This is a genomic window from Acidobacteriota bacterium (assembly GCA_019347945.1).
Taxonomy (GTDB): domain Bacteria; phylum Acidobacteriota; class Thermoanaerobaculia; order Gp7-AA8; family JAHWKK01; genus JAHWKK01.
The window spans coordinates 1-20,463 of record JAHWKK010000008.1 but is presented as its reverse complement, the minus strand read 5'-3'; the positions used below and the strand labels follow the sequence as shown (position 1 = coordinate 20,463).

Genomic DNA, 20,463 nt, shown 5'->3' with positions numbered 1-20,463 from the left:
TCTTCTAAGGAGGTGGCGTCCCCAACGGGATTCGAACCCGTGTTGCCGCCGTGAAAGGGCGGTGTCCTAGGCCTCTAGACGATGGGGACTTCAGCTCAACGGGGGGGAATCGATGATCCGCCGCTTCCCGCGATCCGTGACTGCCAAACTGCGAACCGGCCGTCCGCATTCCTCAGCCACGGAATGACTTCACCGAACAAGGCGTTGCCTCGAAAGTTCGCGTTGACACTCGCGTTTGCACACGACTAATCTGCGCGAGCGCTCCGCATCACCGAAACCCGGGCCGGTAGCTCAGTGGTAGAGCAGTTGGCTTTTAACCAATTGGTCGTAGGTTCGATCCCTACCCGGCTCACCATCCTCACCATCCGAACGGCGTCTCAGCGCGAGAACGAAACGAGATGCCACCCGTCGGACGCACGCCGGAGCTCGTAGGTCAGCGTCTGCACCGCCGGCGGGATGTTCCGGTCCGAAAACGTATCGGTTCTCCGCACGCTCGCCGTCGCCCGGTCCGCCCCCTTAAGGTCGATCGAAAGCACCTCTATCCTCACATTCGTCGACGGGGCGTTCCGGATCGCTCTCCCGATCGTCTCGTTGTATCCATCGTAGCGTCGCTCGAAAAACGATCCGTCCCGACTGCTGTACGCGCCGGCGATGTCGCCGATGAATGACCGCGCCTCGGCCTCGAGCTGCGCGGGAGTCGGTCCCGCCGGCGCGACCGGAGGCGGGGCCGGCCTTACGACCTCACGCACGGGCTCCGGGTCGGGCTGCCGCCCGACCGGCTCGGTCCGCGTCGGCGTCGTCTCGCGCGGAGGCGTGGGGCGGGCGCGCGCTTCCCTCGCCGCCGCAGCACGCTCCTCCTCCCGCGCCTTCCGTTCGCCATATGCCTGAGACACACTCTCGAAACCCGATGCGGCCTCCGCCATGTAAGTGACCCCCGCTCTGGCGTTCCCCTGATCGAACTCCTCGAGCGCCAGCCGCGACAGCCGTTCCGCTTCGTTGAACCGAGCGCGCTCCGAGGTGTTGAGCGAGCCCTCGGAAATCTCGCTGCGGAAGGTCTCCGCGAGATTTCTTTGTGTCTCCCACGCGATCAGCTCGCTCAGATCCTCCTGCTGCGGCTCGGCGCGGTCGAGTTCGTCGACTTCCATCCCCGGTGGAGCGGCGTCGGGACCCGTAGTGTCGACTACCGCAGGCACGGGCTCACCGGTCTCTTCGCCCGAAAAGACCGACATTCCGATTCCGAGGGCCGCCGCGGCCAGCACGGCAACCACGAGCGTGATCACGATCGCACGAGCTCGCGAAGAGGAGGAGCCGCTCGCAATCGTCGGATCGACTCCCGGCAGCCTCGATTCGACTACGGTCGGGGCGACGTCACGGTTGGCGCGTGTCGGCTCCGTGTCGCGGTTGACGACGGTCGCTTCGGCGGCCGGATTCACCACGGTGCCATCGGAGGTGTTGGTGGCACTGATCCTCGTCGGGTCGTCCGGACCGATGACCGTCTCGCCATCGTGAACCGCTCCGAGGGCGGTCTTAGCATCGGTGTCGAAGGTAAGGCCCGACGTGGAGCCAGGACGACGCGTCCGGCCGCTGGTTCGCCGGACCCGCGAATCCGAGCTACGGCCGCTGTGGGACATCGCTTCTTCCCAGTCCTCCAGCGACTGACGGAACTGCGTACTGCGATCGTCCGATTGCAGAAATGCCTGGAAGGATGGACTGCGCACCAGTGCCTCGAGGTCGAGCGCGAAGTCGCCGGCCGTCTGGTACCGGTCCGTCTTCTCCCGCGCCATGCAGCGCATGATGATTGCGTCGAGCTCGTCGGGCGCCTCGATGATCGTCGAGGGGAGCGGCGGGCTCGTCGAGAGAATCTTGAACATCACTTCGGGTGGTGCCGAACCGCTGAACGCGCGCTCGTAGGTGAGAAGCTCCCACGAGAGTGTCCCGAGCGCGAAGATGTCATCGCTCTCCCCCGACTCCCCGTTGATGCGCTCGGGCGACATGTAGGCAATCGTTCCGCTCATGAAGCCGGTCTTGGTGAGCCGCGTCGTGTCGAACCGCGCGAGACCGAAGTCGATGATCTTCGCGGTTCCGTCCTTCGTCAGGCGGACGTTGGCCGGCTTCATGTCGCGATGAACGACTCCCATCCGATGCGCGTAATCGAGACCGCTGGCAATCTGGACGATGACGTCGATTTTCTGCGGGAGCGACAGCGGAAGCTTCTTGTCGATGACCTGTGAGAGGTCGCCCCCTTCCGCGTACTCGAGAACGATGAAACTGAGGTTGTCCTGCTTTCCGAAATCGAAGATCGTGCAGATATTCGGATGATGGAGCTTGCCCGCGGATTTCGCCTCCATCGCGAGCCGCGCGCCGAGATCTTCTTCCTCCATCTCCTCGGTCAGCCGGATGGTCTTGATCGCGACGATCCGGTCGATGAACGGGTCCCGCGCCTTGTAAACGACGCCCATCCCGCCCTTGCCGAGAACCGAGACGATCTCGTATTTGCCTATTTTCTCGGGATCCGCCATCAGTGCCTTCGCCTGATTCTAGCAAGCTCCGGGATCGTATGCTTGCGAATCACCCGCGCGGCTCCTGCCTCACCGGACCTGCTCGACGGCGAGGCGGACGAGCTCGAGGAGATCGTCGGCCGAAGGATCATCGGCTTCCGCCGCCACGTCGCTCGCCCGGGCAAGGAGAATCTCGAGCGATGCCTCATCGCGCGACCCCCCGCCAGCCAGGAGCGCAACGACCTCGCGCACGACCGCACCGATCCGTGCCGGACGCTCCGCTTCGCTCCAGGAGGGCGCCGGATCGAGCGCGATCCGTTCCCCCTCCGATTTCGCCGCCAGTTGCGCCGTCCGCCGGTCGGCAACCGCCGATCGCATCGCCTGCGGGCGAGATTCGAAACGGACGTCGACGATCTTCGCCTTCGTTTCGGGGCCGAAGCGAACCTCGAATGAATCTCCTCTCTTCGAGTGCGTTTCTCCGAGCTCGGTGAACTCCGATTCGCGGCCGCTCTCGTTTTCCAACACGACGCTGCTCACCCCAGCCGCGACCGCGACCGAGATCGCCTCCTCGAGCTCGTTCGCAGGCGCGTCAGTGGTGTCGGAATCCTTGTTCGAGAGTTCGGTCGCTTTCACGACGAGAACAGCGAGCTGCCGATCCTTCCGAACTGCGAGTTCCGGCAGAGTGAATGCCTGGAACTCCGAACGCGGCTCCGGCAGTACGTTTCGAAGAAGCTCGTCGGCCAGCGCCTGCGAGTCGAGCTCGTGCGGCATCGCGCCCCGGCGCAGCGATTGGATGGCCCGCTCGACTGCGGATCGGGATTCGACTCCTCCCTCAGCTCGGGAGCGACCGGCCGGCGCAACCTCGGGCCTCTCCAGAGCGACGGGTCGCTGTCCCGGCGCCGCGATCCGGCCGCTCTCCTCGCGCGCGGGCGGAATCACCGGGGCGGGTTGAGGAGGCGGAGGCGCCGCCGCCGTCGCGGCGCTGCGCATCTCATCTGCAGTCCGCGATCGGACCTTCGACTCTCCGCCCGCTTCCTCCTCGAAGGCCGATTGCGGTTCGGGAGCCGCGAGCTCGCGAGCCGTGCGGGCCTGCGAACGGCGGTCGGTCACCGCGTCGAGCGTCGTCTGCTGCGAATCCGCAGCTCCGCCGACCGCACCCACTTCCTGCGTCCGGTCCGGCTCTGATTCGATGGCGACGACCTCGGCGGAATCCTCGCGTTCGGTGGCCGCAGGCGAAACAGCTTCGTTCGATCGTGCAGCGGCATCGACGGCCACCGGCGCTTCCATCGGAACGGGAGGATTCTCTTCGATGACCCGCCACGAGACGATGCCGGCCCCGATCAATGTGACGACGAGCGCGGCCACGGGAAGCAGCCGGAAGCGGGAGCGCTCGCCTGCGGAGCCGCGCAATTCCGTGGGAATCTCGTCCCTGAGGCGATCGAGGAGTCCCGGCGGCATCTCTGGTCTCCCCTCCCCCTTCAGTGCCCGTTCGATCTCGTCTCGAGACGGTTTCATGTCGACTCCTCGATTACGTCCTGGATCATCCGGAGCGCCTTGGCGAGCCTTTTCCGGACGGCAACAGTCGTGATCCCTTCCTCGTGGGCGATGTCTGCGATCGGCACCTCTCCCCAGTAATGGGCCGTCACGAGGTACTGTAGTTTTTCGGGAAGCGCGAGGACGGCGAGCCTCAGCTTTTCTCCCTCGATGTTTGCGAACGCCCTCCCGTCGGTACCCGGACCGGGATCGGAGATTGCGCTCGCCCGCTCCTCATCGAGGCTCTCGACGATTCTCGGGCGACGCACATGGTTCAGGAAGGTCGTGTATGCGATGCGATACAGCCAGGTGCCAACCTTCGACTCACCTCGAAAGCCGTGGAGTGACTGCCAGGCCCTCTGGTAGGTGTCCTGGGTCAGATCGGCCGCGAGATCAGCGTCGCCGCCGCACAACCGGAAAAGCGATGCGTAAACGAGCTCCGAGGTAATCTCGACGAGGCGCTCTGCAGCGTCGCGATCCCCCTGCTGCGCGAGGCGGACGAGCTCGGCATCATCCGGCTCGACGAATCCTTCGTCGCGCTTCAGCACGCGGCTCCAGCGTTGGTGAAGAACATTCACATCCATTGGACACGAGATGCGGCGAAAAGAAAACCGGTTGCCGGTGGCCGGGGGCCGGTTGCCAGTTGCCGGTTGCCAGTTGTCGGTAGCCGGATTGACGAGGTCGCATTGCGAGTGCGTGGAGCGGTGATTCACGAGCCGCCGCCCAGATCCTTCGCCGTCCTTCGGCGGCTCAGGATGACGAGTGCTGTGTTTGTCGCGAAGCGACGATCATGGACGAATGTTTGTTCTCGCGAAACTCACCTCCTCGTCATCCTGAGCAAGTGACCGGCGCCTTGCGCCCGGTGAAACGGAAATGACACCCGTGAGTGCAGAAACAACCGCACTCGCGTACTCAAACCGACGTCATCCTGAGCGGGCGGTCGGGCGGGCAGGCGAAGGACCTCGCAGGTTGGGACATCAGACCAAGCAAAGCGCTGCAAAGGGTCGAAGTCCAACAATTTCATGGTCGTTTCATTTTAGGAGCCGCCGAAGGACGGCGAAGGATCTGGTGGCCGGCTCGTGAGCGAATGGGCCGAGCAGGTAAGACGTTGATTCGCCATTCCCTCCGGCAACCGGAGACCGGCAACCTCCAACTTCAAACCTCCAACCTCCAACCGGCACCAGGCGTATCCTTCGCAGGAGGACTGATGTTCGGAGGGATCTGATGAGACTACGATCGATGATCATCGCCGTGGCAATCGCGGCAACCCCGGCTTTCACCGTGGCAGCGCAGGACGACGAGCTGACGCGCGTTCTGATCCAGGAGATCCGGCTGCTTCGGGAGGAGCTGCAGAGCATCGCCGCCTCGAACCTCCGAAGCGAGCTGCTTCTGGAGCGAGTCCGGATGCAGTCGACCATCGTCCAGAATCTTTCGCGCGAGCTCGAGGATCGACGAAACCAGCGCCGCTATCAGGCGATGGAGGAGGAGTCGTTCAACTATCAGGAACAGTTCGAGGAAGAGATGCAGGCGCGGCTCCGGACCGTGACCGATCCCAACGAGCGGAGACAGATCGAGCGGGAGATCGAGATGTTCCAGACGCGAATCGAGATTCAGGCGCGGCAACGTCTCGAGGAAGAGGCGCGGACGATCGAGCTCCAGCAGCGACTCGACCAGGCGCAGGCGAATCTCGATGAGTACTTCGAAGCGATCGATCAGCTCATCCGCGAGCTCGAATAGGGTCAGGCCGGGACCCGATCGACCCTGTCGCCCGCTGAAGCGGGCTCGATACAATTTTGAGGATCAGTCTCTCTCCCCCGGCTGAAGCCGGGGGCTGAGATCTGTGCCCGCTGAAGCGGACTGATCGGAAGATGACCCCTTTCGCGCCCGCGACCGCCTTTTGCTTTCCACAGCTCCTGCCGCCGCCTCAGGGTGGTAACAATCAACCTAGACAAGAGTGGTAACCATCAACCTAGTTGCACACCGGCAACCGGCAACCGGCAACTGGCAACCGACAACCGGCAACCGCCTCTACGCTCAGCTCGACCGATCCCGCACCATCGAGGCGAGCTGAATCAGACGCTTGCCCGCTGCGCCGAACGGAGTGACCGCCTCGATCGCCGTCTCGATCAGCTCGCCGGCCAGCTGCCTCGCGCCGTCGATTCCAGCGAGCCTGACGAACGTCAGCCGCTCGGCATCCTGGCCGACGTCCTTTCCGAGCTCGTCCACGGTGCTGGTGACGTCGAGGATGTCGTCGGTGATCTGGAAGGCGAGCCCGAGGTTCCTTGCATAGCTCTCGACTGCGGCGAGCGATGGGCGGGAGCCGTTCGCCAGCATGCACCCGATCGCGGCGGATGCGACGAAGAGCGCGCCGGTCTTTCGAGAGTGGATGTACTCGAGGGTCTCGAAGTCGAGAGGACGGCTGCTGCTGTGGAGGTCGACCGCTTCTCCACCGATCGAGCCGTCCCACCCGACCGCGCTCGAGATCCGCTCGATCAACTCCGTCGCCGGATACCGGCGAGGCGAAGCCGCGGCATGCGCCTCGGCGACCAGCGCATAGGCATGATTGAGAAGCGCCACCGCCGTCAGAATCGCCCGGTCCTCGCCGAAGCTGCGATGGAATGCGGGGTTGCCCCGGCGAAGCTCCGCATCGTCCATCGCGGGAAGATCGTCGAGTATCAGTGAGCAGGTGTGGATCATCTCGACGGCTGCCGCCGCCGTGACGATCGGATCGGTTCGTGCGGCTCGGGACGCCTCCGCAGCCGCGATCGTCAGCAGTCCACGAATTCGCTTTCCGGGGGAGCGAAGCGCCGTCTCGATCGGTTCCTTCATCACGGAGGGAATCGTCGCACCCTCCAGAATGGCTTCGAGTCGCCCGTCGATCAGCGACTTACGGCTGATCAGATAGTCCTCCAGCCCCACCTCGCCTGCGTCGCTTTTCGAAACTCGGACCACGAGTTCGTTATGGTAGCATCGCACCGCCGGGCGGACGGGTTTGAAGGAACCCGATGCTCATACTGCGTCAGGGGGAACGGGTACGATGGAATGGGAACGGACAAACCGGCTGGCCTGGATTCTCGCAGCCTGCTCGGTGATCTTTTTCGCCCTCTTCTCCCTTTTCATCCCCCTCCCTCGTGACGTCCGACTCCTGCTGATTGGCTGTGCGGCGCTCGCCTCGTTCGGCTCCGCCATCGTCATCTCGATTATCGAGAGCGTCAGACGATCGGCCGCCGTCGACGAGCTGATTCTGACCACCGACGTCAATCTCGACATCGATCTCGAGGGGGCACCCGGGGAGACAATCCGTCGCAGTTTCGGACGAAAAGAAAAACTGACGCCCCTTCTCGGGAAGCTCGCGCGCGGCCGTCTCGACATCACCGGCGACGAGATCGCCCAGGCAACCGACTCGACCGAGACCTCCGCGGCCATCCGCGCGCTCGTCCTCCGGCTCGAACGGACGATCAACCGCTTCACCCGACTCTCGGACGACGTCCAGGGGGTGAGCGCCCAGGTCGTCGACCGGGCGCGATACCTCTCGCGCAACGTCGAGGCTCAGACCCAATCGACCGGCGAGACCGCACAATCGGTCAACGAGATCGACCAGTCGATCAACTCGGTCCAGCACAGCATGGAGAACCTCGCGGAGTCCGCGGAGGAAACCTCGACCTCGGTGCTCGAGATGTCGGCAAGCATTGAGGAGGTCCGCCGGATCTCCGATAAGTTGGCTGATTTCGTCTCCGAAACGGCGTCTGCGATCGATGAAATGGCGGTTTCGATCGATAACGTGGCAACCAACACCGAGACGTTCTCCTCTTTCGCCACGCAGACAGCGAGCTCCATGGTCGAGATGAACGCGACGACCGAATCGATCGCCACCTCCGCTCGCCAGTCCTCCGATCTCGCCGAGAGCGTCATGAAGGCGGCGCGCGAAGGAAGCAACGCGGTAGACGGTACGGTCCAGGGGATGCGCGCGATTGAGAAAACGGTCACCGAGGCGAAGGATGCGCTGGAAGACCTCGGGTCGCGCTCGGAGGAGATCGGCGAGATCGTCCGGGTGATCGACGAGATCGCGCGCCAGACGAATCTGCTCGCGCTCAACGCTGCGATCATCGCTGCGCAGGCCGGCGATCAGGGACGCGGATTCGCCGTGGTCGCGGACGAGATCCGGGACCTCTCGGAGAGGACCTCCCGCTCGACCGACGAGATTCGAAACCTCATTCACAACGTGCAGCGGGGAGTGACGCGCGCGGTGGCTCAGATGACCCAAAGCTCCGATCGGGTGAGCCGTGGGGTCAAGCTCACCGAGCAGGCGGAGCGCGTTCTGGCCAGGATTCAGGAGCTCACGACCGAATCGACGTCATCGATCCAGGCGATTGCGAAGGCGACGGAAGAGCAGATACGAGGAAGCCAGGCGACGACCGAAGCGATCGAGGAAGTCACCAAGATGGTCCAGCAGACGGCCGTCGCTACCCAGCAGCAGGCCCACACTTCACAGAAGGTCGGCGAGCAGGCGTCGGTGGTGCTCGATCACATGAAGCATCTGCAGCGCGCGCTGGTGGAGCAGGAGAGCGGAAGCCGGGCCATCGGTGAAGCAATGGAGAGCATCATGTCGGCGGTGTCGTCCGTGAGGGATGCGACGACGACGCTGACGACCGAGAGCGCCCGGATCGTCGACGGGATGAGCTTCGTTGAGGAGGGAGCCCGGGAGAACAGCTTCGCGGTCGGCGACCTCTTCCGGCTCGCGAACACGCTTCGGCACGAGGCGAATCTGCTCGGCGGCGAGCTGGGCGCCTTCATCCTGCCGGAGCCGGAGCCGGGCGGAAAAATCACGACGGCCTCGATTCTCCCGCACCGCCTCACCCTCGATCCGATCCGCTGCCAGTTCATGGCGCTGAACTACCCGCAGAAGGCGATTCACGAGACGCTCGTGATGTTCGGCGAGGGGGCGGAGATCGTTCCGGGCATCGCCGAAAGCTGGGACATCCTGGAGCAGGGACGCGTCTATCGTTTCCAGCTCCGGAAGGATGCGCGGTTCCACAACGGCCGTACCGTGACAGCGGAAGATTTCCGGAAGTCGCTGCTCCGTCTGATGAATCCCCGGAGTGAATCGCTCGGAGCGTGGATCACCGCGACCATTCAGGGAGCCGACGAAGTGATGAGCGGGAAGTCGAACGACGCGCACGGAATCCGGGTACTCGACACCTATCTGCTGGAGATTCACCTCACCGAGCCGCTCGCGTTCTTCATTCACCTGATGTCGATGCCGGAGACGGCCGCGCTTCCGATCGACGATCTGGACGAAGAGAAGGTGCGGCTCAATCCGATCGGGGCCGGGCCGTTCTCGGTTGCCGAGTCGGTCGAGGGCGAGTTCATCCGTCTCTCGAGGTTCGACCAGTACTGGAAGAAGCAGATCCCCTACCTGGAGGAAGTGCTCATCCGGCTCGACCTCAGCAGCTCGCAGGAGCTCGTCGATGCGTTCATGAAGGGGGAGCTCGACATCGCCCATGGCATCCCCGCGAAGATCGTCAAGGAGATTCGTGACGATCCCGAGTTCGCCCCCTACCTGCTGGCCGCGACGACGCTTCACACCTCGTACCTCGCCTACGACAACGCCAGCCCGCCGTTCAACCGCGTGGAGGTCCGGCAGGCAGTCGCGCACGCGATTAACAAGCATCGTCTCAACGAGCGCATCTTCTCCGGACTCGGCGTCGTCGCGAAGTCGCTCCTTCCGCCGGGGCTGCTCGGCTACGAAGACGACATCGAAGAGCTGCGCTACGACGTGGAGCGGGCGCGCGAGCTGCTGCGCAAGGCGGGCCACGGCGACGGCTTCGAGATCGATTACTGGGCATTCGACACGGACGAGTTCAACAATTCCGGCCTCCTCGACCTGATCATCGAAGATCTCGGGGACATCGGCATCCGCGTCAACAAAAAGATGACATCCCGGGAAGAAGCGCGAGACAAGCACACCGGCATCGGGCACAACACGATCTTTGTGGCGAACTGGTACGCCGATTTCCCCGACTCGGACAACTTCTTCTTCATGTTCTTCCACTCGAGCGCGAAGGCGATTCCGGGGTTGAACTATCAGTCGGAGAGGATGGATGAAGCGATCGAGGAGGCGCGCCGTACGCTCGACACCGAGCGGCGCGCTCAGATCTACGCGCTGCTGAATCGGAAAGCGGTCGTCGAAGCGCCCGTCACTTATCTTTTCCACGACCGGCTCTTCGTGCTCCACCGCCCCAAGGTACGAGGGCTCCGGCTCCACATGGCTCCGCCTCCGGTGCGCTATCACGAGCTCTGGATCGAGGGCGTGTAAACGATTCCCCGGGGTCTCCGTCCAATGGACGTGAATGCTGCCGTCATGACCACAGCTGCGCCAGAACAGGAGCGCAACGAGGAACGCGAGCTGATCCGGCGCGTCGCCCGGGGCGATTCCGATGCGTTCAACAGGATCGTCACCGACTACCAGAAGGCCATTTACCGGACCGCGCTCGCGATCATGCGGAACGAGACCGACGCCGACACGATCACCCAGGAAACCTTCGTGCAGGCATGGCGGAAGATCAGCAGGTTCGAAGGACGCTCCTCGCTCGAAACCTGGCTGACGCGGATCGCGGTCAACAAGGCCCGAGACGAACTGCGCCGGCAGCGCCGCTTCGCCTCGAAATCGTCACACCCGGACGGCAACACTTCACGGCTCGATGCGCTGCGCGACGAGCGTCCCGATGCTGAGCGCCAGCTTCTGTCGCTCGAGCTTTCGAGACTCGTCGAGGAAGCTCTCGTGTCGCTTCCCCCGAAGCAGCGGACGATCTTCGCTCTCCGCCACTTCGAACAGCGCCGCCTCGACGAGATCGCCACGATTCTCGGCATCGAGCCTTCGACGACGCGAGTCCATCTTCACCGCGCCACCAGAAAGATTCGAGAGATACTCGACGCATACCGAAAGGGCTCCCGCTCGTGAACGAGTCACATCCGAACGACGTCGATCTGATGGAAGCCTTCTGGCTCGACGAAGCGACTTACGACGAGCATCTCGAGTCGTGCGAAGAGTGCTCCGCTCGCTTTGCCGCCCTTCGTCTGAGCGCGGCCGGCGACGCGGAGAGCGTGTCTGCCCGCGCAGCCTCGAAACCGGACGCATTCTGGGAACGGCAGCGCACCGAGATCAACGCACGACTGCTCTCCGGCTCGCGACCGGGTACCCGTTCGGCGTTTGTTCGCGGTTTTGCGATCGCGCTCGTTCTCGTCATGAGCCTCGCCACTGGAGCACTTCTTCTCCGCCCCGCCGACACGATCGATGCGAGCGGTACGGCGACGACGAAACCGCCCGCCGAAGCGAACCTCTTCGAAGAGGATCTGCAGCTGTACGACCCCTGGGGCTCGGAGAACATTCAGGCGTTTCATCAGGTCGTCGACTGGGAGGACTGGCTCACCGACGAACAAGTCGAGGCCGGTGAAAACGGCTCATGAAACGACACGCACTACTCGCCTTCACACTGCTGATTCTGACGGGATCGCTTTACGCGCAGTCGTTCGGGCTTCCGCCCGGAAAATGGTGGTCCAACCCTCGTACCGCCGCGAAGCTCGGCCTCTCTGCCGAACAGCAGGAGGAGCTGGACGGGATTTTTCATCGCTCGGCCGCAGAGCTGATCGACCGGAAGGCGGATCTCGAAAAAGCCACCGTCGTTTTGCGTGGTCTGCTCGACAGCGATCATCTCGATCGGAGCGCGATTCTAGAGGCAGCGGCCGAGGTCAGCGAGGCCCGCGCCGCTCTCTTCGAGCGGGAACTGGCCCTGCTGGTGGACTTCCGCACGGTACTCACGACGGAACAGTGGCGCCGGATCAGGACCGCGATTCACGAGCGAATGGAGCATCGGGAAGATCCCCGGCATCGGCGCCGCTCTCGACGACCGCACTGAGAAGCGGGTTGCCGGTTGTCAGTTGCCGGTTGCCGGTTGCAGGTTCGATGCTCGTGCCCCATCGTGGCGGCGGCGAGCTTGCGACGCCCAGGAAGCTCGCCGACTGTCTGTCACCCGCCGAAGCGGGCTCGACATCCTTTTCGCGCTACTTCTGTCCCCCGGCTGAAGCCGGGGGCTAAGACCTGTCGCCCGCTCGCGCGGGCTGATCTGACGAGATAGCATCGCGCTTAGATATATCGTGTCTGAAATGGCTCAGATTCTGTCGCCCTCTGGAGTTGCTGCCCGAATGGGATCATCGCGCGAAAGGCTCTGAATTGGAGGAGAGCGTCGCGCGATGCTTCCCGACTCCGGCTGTCGCTAAGTTTTCTTCTCAAGCCCGCCGAGCGGGCGACAGAAAAAACGCGACCGAGCGATTTCGCCAGGATCGAAGTAATCGACGAAGCTGACAAAGCCGCCGAAGGCGGCGTCAGACCTTAGCCCCCGGCTTCAGCCGGGGGACAGAAACGCGATGCCCTTCTCCGTGAAGCCCGCTTCAGCGGGCGACAGGAAAAACGCGACCGAGCGATTTCCCAAGGATCGAAGGAACCGACGAAGCTGATGAAGCCGCCGAAGACGGCGTCAGGCCTTGGCCCCCGGCTTCAGCCGGGGGACAGAAACGCGATGCCCTTCTCTGTGAAGCCCGCTTCAGCGGGCGACAGAATGATCACCGGTTACCGGTAGCCGGCCACCCTCCGTACCGCCCCGCCCACCACTCCCCCTCGCGGCGCTGATCGATCAGCAGGAGACCCGCCCCGGTCGCCGCGGTCGTGACCGCCGCGATCTCGCTCTCGATCACCCCGGAAAGGACGACCGCGCCGCCCGGTCGAAGGCGGGAGACGAGCGCGGGAAGCATCGGGATGATGACGTGAGGCAGGATGTTCATGACCACGACGTCGAATCGGGTGCTTCGCGAAAGGGCGTCGAGTCCACCGACGAACGGAAACGTTCTCGATGCTTCGTTGACCGCGATGTTCCCCTTCATCGGTCCGAGAGCTTCCGGATCGAGGTCGAAGGCGACGACGCAGGCTGCGCGCAGCCGGTCGAGCGCGATCGCCAGAATCGCGCTCCCCGTTCCGACGTCGAGACAGTTCCTGTCGCGTACGTCGATCTCCTCGATCATCTGCAGGCAGAGCGCCGTCGTTGCATGGGACCCGGTTCCGAAGGCTCGTTCCTGAGGAATGACGAGGATCTCGCGATCGGTCGGCGGGGCGAGGCCGGCGCGCGGCACGACGATCCAGCGGCGGCCGATCGCGATCGGCTCGAGCGACTGTTCGTAGAGGTCGAGCCAGTCGACCTCGGCTTCCTCGAGATTCTCGATCGTCAGCTCGCTCCGTTTCCGAAGAAGCCGGATCGCCTCCGAACGCGCGGCTTCCGTGTCGAAGTACATCCGAACGATCGTCGTCGTTTCCGATCCGGAGATCGAGGAGCCACGGCACTCGCTCAGAAAGAGGACTGATTCCACCGCGGTATCGCTTCCAGGTGCCGGAGTGTAGGTGATCCGGGCGACGAACATTGCGCCGCCGCTCAGAGAAGCAGATTGCGCAGGCGGTCGAGAAAGCTTTCCCTCGGGGGAGGAACTTCGCCTTCGACCGAAGCGAGCCTTTCGAGAGCGGCCCGCTGCTCGCTGCTGAGATTCGTCGGGACGTAGATCTGGACGTGAGCCCAGTGATCCCCGGTGTTGCGGCCGTTCACGTGCGGGACGCCCTTGTCGCGGAGGCGAAAGCGTTTGCCGGGCTGCGTCCCCGGAGGGATCCGGATCTTCTCCTCGCCGTGTACCGTCGGAACAACGATCTCCGCCCCGAGAACTGCCTGCGTGTAGGAAAGCCGGACCTCGGAGTGGATGTCGTAATCCTTCCGGATGAACGAATCGTGCGGGCGAACGTGGAGAAAGACGTAGAGATCGCCGGGAGGTCCGCCGGAGCTCCCGGCATCGCCCGCGCCGGCGATGCGCAGCCGGGTTCCGGTGTCGACACCTGCCGGGATTCGGACCGAGATCGTGTCGGCTCGCCGGATTCTTCCCGCGCCGTCGCAATCGTTGCACGGATCCTCGATGACTCTCCCTGCGCCGCCGCAGTTAGGGCATGGCCGGGCCATTGCGAAAAACCCCTGGGTATAGCGGATCTGTCCCGATCCCCCACAGCCACGGCACACGATGGGATCGGTTCCGGGTCTCGAGCCGGAACCTTCGCAGGTTTCGCAGTTCGCGCTTCGGACGATGTCGATCGATTCTTCCTTGCCGAACACCGCCTCCTCGAACGAGATCTCGAGATCGAATCGAAGGTCGGCTCCCTTCCGTGTTCTTCCTCCGCGGCCGCGGCCACCGCCGAAGATGTCGCCAAAGCCGAACAGGTCGCCGAGGATGTCGGCGAAGTCGGTGAACTGCGAGGGATCGAAGTTGACGCCCGCTCCATCGACGCCCTGGTGTCCGAAGCGGTCGTAGCGGGATCGTTTGTCCGAATCCGAGAGGACGGAGTACGCTTCGGAGGCTTCCTTGAACGCCTCCTCCGCGTGCGGGTTATCAGGGTTCTTGTCGGGATGAAGCTCGAGCGCGAGCTTTCTGTAGGCCTTCTTGATCTCCGCCTGCGAAGCGTCGCGGGTGACCCTCAGGACTTCGTAATAATCTCTCTTTGCAGTCGTCGGCATCGTCTCAGGATTCTTCTTCTTTGGTGTCTGAAGCGGTGAAGCCCTTCGAGGGGTTGTAGAGCATCACCTCGGTCAGGATTCGGGATGCACTCTGCAGTTCGAACATCGCGTCGTTCATCTTCTGGCGCGACTCGCTGGCGACGCGCGTCCTGGCCGCGGCGATGACCTTCTCGACCTTCTCCCGGTCTTCCTTGGAGAGAAGCTTTCCGAACTCGCGAAAGACCTTCTCATTGGTGTAGATCATTCCTTCGAGTTTGTTCTGCAACTGCCTCAATTCACGACGAGAAGCATCATCGCGCGAGTATTGTTCCGCCTCGCCTACGATTTTCTCGATCTCGTCCTCGCTGAGTCCGCCGGCCGGATTGATCTGGACACCCGTTTCCTGACCGGTGGCCTGGTCTCTGGCGGTGACGTTGACCATGCCGTTCGAGTCGATGGCGAAGGTCACTTCGATCTGCGGAACTCCTCGCGGCGCCGGAGGGACACCGATCAGATCGAACTTGCCGAGCGACTTGTTCTCCTTCGAGAACTCACGCTCGCCCTGAAGAACGTGGATCTGCACCTTGTTCTGGTTGTCGCTGACGGTCGTGAAGACGAGTGAGTTCTTCGTGGGGATCGTCGAGTTTCTCTCGATGATTCTCGTGAAGAGCCCGCCCTGAGTCTCGATGCCGAGCGACAGCGGCGTAACGTCGAGCAGCACCATGTCGGTGACTTCGCCGGCGAGAATGCCTCCCTGGACGGCCGCTCCGATGGCGACGACCTCGTCGGGGTTGATCGAGCGGTTCGGCTCGCGGCCGAATACCTCCTCGACGAGTCGCATGACGCGCGGCATCCGCGTTTGACCCCCGACGAGAATCACTTCGTCGATCGCGGATTTATCGATGCCGGCCTGCTTGAGGGCGTCCTCGCTCGGCTTGACGGTCCGCTGCACGAGAGGTTCGACCAGCTCCTCGAGCGTTTCCCGTGTGAGAACCCGATTGAGATGCTTGGGACCTCCCTCGTCGGCGGAAATGAACGGGAGGGTGATCCTCGACTCCTCCGTCGACGAGAGCTCGGCTTTCGCCTTCTCCGAAGCTTCCTTGAGGCGCTGAAGTGCCATGCGATCTTCGCGCAGATCGACTCCCGTCTCCTCTTTGAAGCCGGCCACGAGCCAGTCGATGATTGCTCTGTCGAAGTCCTCGCCGCCGAGATAGGTATCACCCGAGGTGGCAAGAACCTCGAAGAGCCCGCCGGAGATCCGGAGAATCGAGATGTCGAAGGTGCCGCCTCCGAGGTCGTAAACGGCGATGGTCTGATCACTGCGGTTCTCCAGCCCGTAGGCCAGCGCAGCGGCGGTCGGCTCGTTGATGATTCGAAGGACGTCGAGACCGGCGATGCGGCCGGCGTCACGAGTGGCCTGTCGCTGCGAGTCGTCGAAGTAGGCGGGGACGGTGATGATCGCCTCGCTGATCTCCTCACCGAGGGTCTCCTCCGCCGAATCCTTGATCTCCTTCAGAACGAACGAAGAGATTTCCTCGGCCGAGTACTCTCTGTTCCTGATCCGCACCTTGACGTCGCCGTTGGGAGCGCTGACGATCTGGTAGGGCATCATCTCGATGGCGTGCCTGGTCTCGTCGGAGTCGAACTTCCGGCCGATCAGCCGTTTGATCGCGAAGACGGTATTGAACGGATTCGTGATGGCCTGACGCTTCGCGATCTGGCCCACGAGCCGGTCACCGTCTTCGATGAAGCCGACGACCGACGGAGTGGTTCTGCTCCCCTCGCGGTTCGCGATCACCTGCGGCTCGGTAACGCTGATGGTCGCCACACACGAGTTCGTCGTGCCGAGGTCGATTCCGATGATCTTCGCCATCCCGGCGCCCTAGGGCTGATCCTTGCTTTCGTCGGAATCGCGATCGGCTCCGACCGCAACCCTCACCATCGCCGGACGAACGAGTCTGCCACGAAGCTTGTAGCCCTTTTGAATGACGTCGACGATCTGATGTGGAGCAACATCGTCGCGCGCCTCCCTGGCAATCGCTTCATGAAGCTCCGGATCGAAACTCTCTCCGAGCGGGTCGACGGACTCGACACCGAGCGAGAGAAGAATCTCGTCGAGCTGAAACCGGATCATCTCGATCCCCTCCAGGAGGGCTCCAGCCGCATCGTGCTGGCGGGCGCTGTCGAGCGCGCGGTCGAGATTGTCCACGACCGGAAGAAAGGTCCGGACCGTGGCGATCACGGCCTGATCGTAGCTATCCCGCTTGTCGCGCTCGGCACGCTTGCGGTAATTGTCGAAGTCCGCGCGGGTGCGGAGCCAACGATCGTGGAGCTCGGCTCGTTCCGCGGCGAGCTGATCGACTTCGAGCGGCGGCTTCGGTGCCTCGTCGATCGGCTGGACTCCCGATTCGCCTTCCGACTCGGCCTCTCCCCCACGGTCCTCGAGCTCTCGCAGAATGTCGTCGTAGCTCGTACCCTCCGGCTCCTCGAGCACGTGGACGTCGTCATCGTCGTCCGGATCATCGCCGTCGGGACGCCGAGTGTCATCCGTCAAACCAGCACCTCCACACTTCGTTCCTTCATCTTCCGACTCAGTGATTCGCCCAGGTATTCGATCAGCGGCGTGACTTTCGCGTACGGCATTCTGACAGGCCCGATGACCCCCAGAAGCCCCATCGGAACGTGATCATACCCGTACCGGGCCGCCACCAGACCGAAGTTGTGGTCTCCAGTGTACGAACTTTCCGACCCGAGAACAGCCTTTCGGTCGGCCTCATCGAGAAACGCGTTGAGAATCTCGACGAGTTTTTCCTTCTCCTCCAGGGCCCCGAGAGCCTTTCTCATCGATTCCGCATCGGAGAACTCCGGCTTGTTCACGATCGACGCGGTCCCCTCGATCCAGAGCGCGTCGGCCGCCGGAGCGGCATCCTCGATGACCTCGATCCCGAGCGCGGCCATCCGCCGGACTTCGAAGTCATATCGAGTCTTCTCGTGCTCGAGAAGCCTTTCGAGATTCGTCCGGACATCGGCGAGTGTGAACCCACTGTACTCCTGCGTGATCCGGTTCGAGATTCTCCTGAGCTCATCCCTGTTCCCGTCGAAGGAAACATCGACGACACGATGAAGAACCAGGCCATTGAGCCCTACGATCACGCACATCACCTTCTGGCGGCCGACCGGGATCAGGTCAACCGACCGGATCGCTAGTTTCATCAACCCCGGCATGAACACTACGCCGACCTGATCGGTGAGGCGGGTCAGAAGCCGCGAGACCACTCGAAGCATCTCATCGAGATCGCTCGTGCCCTCGAGCTCCCCTTCGATCGTACGGCGGTCCCGGTCGCTGATCTCGCGGGAGCGCATCAGGTGATCGATGAAGTAGCGATATCCGCTCTCGGAGGGGACCCTCCCTCCCGAGGTGTGCCGATGTGCCAGAAACCCGAGCTCCTCGAGATCCGCCATCGCGTTCCTCAGAGTCGCAGCCGAAAGGTCGAACCGTCCCGATCGGGCGAGCGCTCGCGACGAGACCGGCTCACCGGTGGTCACGTGCGTGAGGATCAGCTGCCGGAGGACCTCCCGGTGCCTGTCATCGAGGTTGCTGTCTGGCCTGGTTCCCATTTTCCTGCTGTCTTCGACTCGCGTTCGGAAAACAACCGCGGCTCGCCCTGCGATTCCGTCGCAAAACTAGAGGTAAACGTCGATATCGGCACGCCCGCGGAGCTCCGTGGTCCAGCGACCGACCTCTTCGTCGAGTCTGGTGGATTTGAGGATCGCTCGAATCTCCTCGCGAACCGTTCCCAGCGGAAGAATCTCGGCACCGCGCTCGATCCGATCGTCGATCCAGACATCCTGATAGTACCGCTCGATATCCTCGAGCGAAACGAAGATCATCGGCGAAAAGCGCTCGGCGATGAACGCCTCCACCTGCAGATTCCGGCGGACGACCGCCTCGAGCTGCGGCATCGTCATCTCTGCCTCGGCGAGTGCAGCCTCCAGCCCTTCGGGACTCGAAAAGCGGCTCCGGATCTCCGCGATCTCGTTCGCGATGTCCTCGGTCGACACCTCCGCGGAGCCGAACCGGTTGACGTCCCGAGCCCTCAGGATCTGGGCGATCATGTAGTCGAGGATCCGACGGCGATACTCGTCTTCCCCTTCCCCTTCGCGCCGCTCGATGATCCGGACGATGGCGAACTGGTCGATCTCGCTCGTCGTGATCGGTTGATCGTCGACCGTCGCGGCAATCCTGTCGATGATCACCCCGGAAGCCGGCACGGCCGTCAGACCGAGCGCCCATGCAACGATCGCCAAACGTGCGAGTCTCATGGGGATATTGTACCGGCAATGCCGCGGGACCAGGGGTTGGAGGTTTGGTGTCGACTCCATTCACGTCGGGCAAGAATCTCATTCATTCGAGCGGACGCGAAGAAGAGCTGATCGCTCTTCTCGAGGCAAACGGCGTCGAATTCAATGCTGAATTTCCGAAACGTAATTCTGTCGCCCGCGAGGCGCGGGCTCGACATTTCCTGGGAATCTCCATCTGTCCCCCGGCTGAAGCCGGGGGCTTTGTCGCCGCCTTCGGCGGCTCTGTCAGCTGCGGCTGAGATGCAGGAGCCTGAAACGGTGAAGTCCTCTTGTCGGATTCTGGCGCCCGCTGAAGCGGGCTCCAAAAGATCAACCCTGAATTTTTCTCAAGCCCGCGTTTGCGGGCGACAGAACGCCGAAGTAATCCAGCGGCCGTTGAAGCCAGCGAGATCTCGATCTCCATTCAGCCCGCGCAAGCGGGCGACAGACCTTAGCCCCCGGCTTCAGCCGGGGGACAGAGAGACGTCGCAGACTATGTCGAGCCCGCTTAGGCGGGCGACAGAACGTCGAAAGAATCCAGCAGCGTTGAAGGCAGCGAGATCTTGATCTCTGTTCAGCCCGCGCAAGCGGGTGAAAGGTCTTAGCCCCCGGCTTCAGCCGGGGGACAGAGAGCCGTCGCAGAGGATGTCGAGCCCGCGCCTCGCGGGCGACAGAACGTCGGTATTTACGCGAGTCACCATCCGAGGTATCTTTAGAACGTCCACGCCACCCGCGCGATTTGTCCGGCGACAAATCATGAGGCACAGTTACAGCGCGATCTTTCATCACATCGTTTTTTCCACCAAACGACGTCAGGCTGCGCTCGAACCCGAGCTCGAGCTGCGCCTGTTTCCCTACCTCGGGGGCATCTGCAGGACACTCGACGCAAGGCTACTCGCGGTCAATGGAGGATGCGATCACGTTCATTTGCTCGTCCTCCTGCCGACGACCCTGGCGACTGCAGAGCTCGTCGAAAAGCTGAAGGGCAACTCGTCGAAATGGCTCCGTCGCTATCGCGGAAGCCTGTGGCCCGGCTGGCAGCGTGGATTTGCTGCGTTCAGCGTGAGCCGGTCCCGCACTGCGGAGGTCGAACGATACATTCGGCAGCAGAAGGAACATCACAAGAGGAAAACCTTCGAAGAAGAGCTGACCGCTCTTCTCGAGGCAAACGGCGTCGAATTCAATGCTGAATTTCTGAAACGTGATTCTGTCGCCCGCTGAAGCGGGCTCAGACATTTCCTGGGGCCCGGCCTCTGTCCCCCGGCTGAAGCCGGGGGCTGAGAACTGTCGCCGTCTTCGGCGGCTTTGTCCGCTGCGTCCGATTTGCGCAAGTCTGACACGGTGAGGTCCTCTTGTCTGATTCTGTCGCCCGCGAGGCGCGGGCTCGACATTTCCTGGGAATCTCCATCTGTCCCCCGGCTGAAGCCGGGGGCAGCTTCGTCTCGGCGGCATAGGCGGGGTTGTCCGCTGCGTCCGAGGTGCGGAAGGCTGTCACGGTGAGGTCGTCGTGTCTG

16 protein-coding genes and 2 tRNA genes are annotated in these 20,463 nt (G+C 63.0%); 7 read left to right on the top strand and 11 right to left on the bottom strand.

All coding sequences use genetic code 11. The features are described from left to right. Window positions 1–13: 13 nt before the first annotated feature. A tRNA-Glu gene (locus KY459_06920) sits at window positions 14–89 on the bottom strand. A gap of 191 nt (window positions 90–280) precedes the next feature. Between KY459_06920 and KY459_06915 the strand changes: the two genes are divergently transcribed. Then, window positions 281–355 (top strand) — tRNA-Lys (locus KY459_06915). A gap of 22 nt (window positions 356–377) precedes the next feature. Here the strand turns inward: KY459_06915 and KY459_06910 are convergent. The 3 genes from KY459_06910 to KY459_06900 form a co-directional block, all read right to left on the bottom strand. Next, window positions 378–2,519, bottom strand: a complete 2,142-nt coding sequence (locus KY459_06910; GenBank protein ID MBW3564439.1) for a serine/threonine protein kinase — start codon at window positions 2,517–2,519, stop codon at window positions 378–380. Between the two features lie 69 nt (window positions 2,520–2,588). Then, window positions 2,589–4,013, bottom strand: coding sequence for a hypothetical protein (locus KY459_06905; protein ID MBW3564438.1), 1,425 nt, complete (start codon window positions 4,011–4,013; stop codon window positions 2,589–2,591). Continuing rightward, window positions 4,010–4,579 (bottom strand): RNA polymerase sigma factor, encoded by a 570-nt coding sequence (locus KY459_06900; protein MBW3564437.1) that lies wholly within the window; start codon window positions 4,577–4,579, stop codon window positions 4,010–4,012. The genes KY459_06905 and KY459_06900 overlap by 4 nt, the downstream gene beginning before the upstream one ends. Window positions 4,580–5,255: 676 nt before the next feature. Between KY459_06900 and KY459_06895 the strand changes: the two genes are divergently transcribed. Then, window positions 5,256–5,768, top strand: a complete 513-nt coding sequence (locus KY459_06895; GenBank protein MBW3564436.1) for a hypothetical protein — start codon at window positions 5,256–5,258, stop codon at window positions 5,766–5,768. A gap of 297 nt (window positions 5,769–6,065) precedes the next feature. Here the strand turns inward: KY459_06895 and KY459_06890 are convergent, their stop codons facing one another. After that, complete coding sequence (locus tag KY459_06890) at window positions 6,066–6,983, bottom strand: polyprenyl synthetase family protein (protein MBW3564435.1); 918 nt, start codon at window positions 6,981–6,983, stop codon at window positions 6,066–6,068. 85 nt (window positions 6,984–7,068) lie between these two features. Between KY459_06890 and KY459_06885 the strand changes: the two genes are divergently transcribed. The 4 genes from KY459_06885 to KY459_06870 are packed head-to-tail and all read left to right on the top strand — an operon-like array spanning window position 7,069 to window position 11,947. Then, the gene (locus KY459_06885) at window positions 7,069–10,347 is read left to right on the top strand and encodes a hypothetical protein (protein ID MBW3564434.1); all 3,279 of its coding nucleotides are present in this window, start codon (window positions 7,069–7,071) and stop codon (window positions 10,345–10,347) included. Between the two features lie 45 nt (window positions 10,348–10,392). Further along, window positions 10,393–10,992 (top strand): sigma-70 family RNA polymerase sigma factor, encoded by a 600-nt coding sequence (locus KY459_06880; protein MBW3564433.1) that lies wholly within the window; start codon window positions 10,393–10,395, stop codon window positions 10,990–10,992. After that, entirely contained in the window at window positions 10,989–11,498 is a 510-nt protein-coding gene (locus tag KY459_06875; GenBank protein MBW3564432.1) for a hypothetical protein, read from the top strand. Before KY459_06880 ends, KY459_06875 begins: the two co-directional genes overlap by 4 nt. Beyond that, the gene (locus tag KY459_06870) at window positions 11,495–11,947 is read left to right on the top strand and encodes a periplasmic heavy metal sensor (protein MBW3564431.1); all 453 of its coding nucleotides are present in this window, start codon (window positions 11,495–11,497) and stop codon (window positions 11,945–11,947) included. The genes KY459_06875 and KY459_06870 overlap by 4 nt, the downstream gene beginning before the upstream one ends. A gap of 703 nt (window positions 11,948–12,650) precedes the next feature. Here the strand turns inward: KY459_06870 and KY459_06865 are convergent. From KY459_06865 to KY459_06840, 6 genes are all read right to left on the bottom strand, one after another. Continuing rightward, complete coding sequence (locus KY459_06865; GenBank protein ID MBW3564430.1) at window positions 12,651–13,499, bottom strand: 50S ribosomal protein L11 methyltransferase; 849 nt, start codon at window positions 13,497–13,499, stop codon at window positions 12,651–12,653. 11 nt (window positions 13,500–13,510) lie between these two features. Further along, window positions 13,511–14,629: a molecular chaperone DnaJ gene (dnaJ, locus tag KY459_06860; protein MBW3564429.1), complete on the bottom strand. Its 1,119-nt coding sequence runs from the start codon at window positions 14,627–14,629 to the stop codon at window positions 13,511–13,513. 4 nt (window positions 14,630–14,633) lie between these two features. After that, window positions 14,634–16,481, bottom strand: a complete 1,848-nt coding sequence (gene dnaK, locus KY459_06855; protein ID MBW3564428.1) for a molecular chaperone DnaK — start codon at window positions 16,479–16,481, stop codon at window positions 14,634–14,636. A 9-nt stretch (window positions 16,482–16,490) separates the two neighbouring features. Beyond that, the gene (grpE, locus tag KY459_06850; GenBank protein ID MBW3564427.1) at window positions 16,491–17,162 is read right to left on the bottom strand and encodes a nucleotide exchange factor GrpE; all 672 of its coding nucleotides are present in this window, start codon (window positions 17,160–17,162) and stop codon (window positions 16,491–16,493) included. After that, a complete protein-coding gene (gene hrcA, locus KY459_06845; GenBank protein MBW3564426.1) occupies window positions 17,159–18,226 on the bottom strand; it encodes a heat-inducible transcriptional repressor HrcA in 1,068 nt (355 codons plus the stop codon). The genes grpE and hrcA overlap by 4 nt, the downstream gene beginning before the upstream one ends. A gap of 66 nt (window positions 18,227–18,292) precedes the next feature. Further along, window positions 18,293–18,931, bottom strand: coding sequence for a SurA N-terminal domain-containing protein (locus tag KY459_06840; GenBank protein ID MBW3564425.1), 639 nt, complete (start codon window positions 18,929–18,931; stop codon window positions 18,293–18,295). A 774-nt stretch (window positions 18,932–19,705) separates the two neighbouring features. On the opposite strand from KY459_06840, the gene tnpA reads away from it, so the two are divergent. Then, a complete protein-coding gene (gene tnpA, locus KY459_06835; GenBank protein MBW3564424.1) occupies window positions 19,706–20,170 on the top strand; it encodes an IS200/IS605 family transposase in 465 nt (154 codons plus the stop codon). Window positions 20,171–20,463 lie beyond the last annotated feature (293 nt).

Coding starts and splice junctions, on each gene's coding strand:
- KY459_06910 (MBW3564439.1), bottom strand. CDS start 2,519: ATGGCGGATCCCGAGAAAATAGGCAAATACGAGATCGTCTCGGTTCTC.
- KY459_06905 (MBW3564438.1), bottom strand. CDS start 4,013: ATGAAACCGTCTCGAGACGAGATCGAACGGGCACTGAAGGGGGAGGGG.
- KY459_06895 (MBW3564436.1), top strand. CDS start 5,256: ATGAGACTACGATCGATGATCATCGCCGTGGCAATCGCGGCAACCCCG.
- KY459_06885 (MBW3564434.1), top strand. CDS start 7,069: ATGGAATGGGAACGGACAAACCGGCTGGCCTGGATTCTCGCAGCCTGC.
- KY459_06880 (MBW3564433.1), top strand. CDS start 10,393: ATGACCACAGCTGCGCCAGAACAGGAGCGCAACGAGGAACGCGAGCTG.
- KY459_06870 (MBW3564431.1), top strand. CDS start 11,495: ATGAAACGACACGCACTACTCGCCTTCACACTGCTGATTCTGACGGGA.
- KY459_06865 (MBW3564430.1), bottom strand. CDS start 13,499: ATGTTCGTCGCCCGGATCACCTACACTCCGGCACCTGGAAGCGATACC.
- dnaJ (MBW3564429.1), bottom strand. CDS start 14,629: ATGCCGACGACTGCAAAGAGAGATTATTACGAAGTCCTGAGGGTCACC.
- dnaK (MBW3564428.1), bottom strand. CDS start 16,481: ATGGCGAAGATCATCGGAATCGACCTCGGCACGACGAACTCGTGTGTG.
- hrcA (MBW3564426.1), bottom strand. CDS start 18,226: ATGGGAACCAGGCCAGACAGCAACCTCGATGACAGGCACCGGGAGGTC.
- KY459_06840 (MBW3564425.1), bottom strand. CDS start 18,931: ATGAGACTCGCACGTTTGGCGATCGTTGCATGGGCGCTCGGTCTGACG.
- tnpA (MBW3564424.1), top strand. CDS start 19,706: ATGAGGCACAGTTACAGCGCGATCTTTCATCACATCGTTTTTTCCACC.